The organism is Aromatoleum toluolicum (genome assembly GCF_012911005.2).
Taxonomy (GTDB): Bacteria; Pseudomonadota; Gammaproteobacteria; order Burkholderiales; family Rhodocyclaceae; genus Aromatoleum; species Aromatoleum toluolicum.
Genome location: NZ_WTVS01000229.1, coordinates 1 through 431, shown reverse-complemented (window position 1 = coordinate 431; position 431 = coordinate 1). Strand labels below are relative to the sequence as shown.

Annotated in this window: 1 protein-coding gene; it reads left to right on the top strand. The window is 64.3% G+C overall.

Translation table 11 applies throughout. From position 1 onward, the window contains the following. Positions 1-30: 30 nt before the first annotated feature. A partial coding sequence (locus tag GPA27_RS28505; protein WP_373322829.1) for an efflux RND transporter permease subunit occupies positions 31-431 on the top strand: 401 nt, incomplete at its 3' end.

Sequence of the window (431 nt, the reverse complement as noted above, 5' to 3'; positions counted from 1 at the left end):
GACCGCATCGCTGGCACATTGCCGGCGGGCGTGAAACTGGTCAACGTGCAAGACCAGCCCAAGGCGGTGTCCACCTCGGTGAACGAGTTCGTCAAGGTGCTGATCGAGGCCGTGGTCATCGTGCTGGCGGTGAGCTTCATCAGCCTGGGCGTCCACAAGCGGCCCGGCAACAACCCGCTGTGGAAGCGCTGGTACATCGACCCCCGCCCGGGGCTGGTGGTGGGCATCACGATCCCGCTGGTGCTGGCCGTCACGTTCCTGGCCATGTGGTACTGGGGCATCGGGCTGCACAAGATTTCGCTGGGCTCGCTCATCATCGCGCTGGGCCTGCTGGTGGACGACGCCATCATTGCGGTGGAGATGATGGTGCTCAAGCTCGAAGAGGGCTATGACAAGGTGCGCGCCGCCACCTTTGCCTACGAGATCACGGC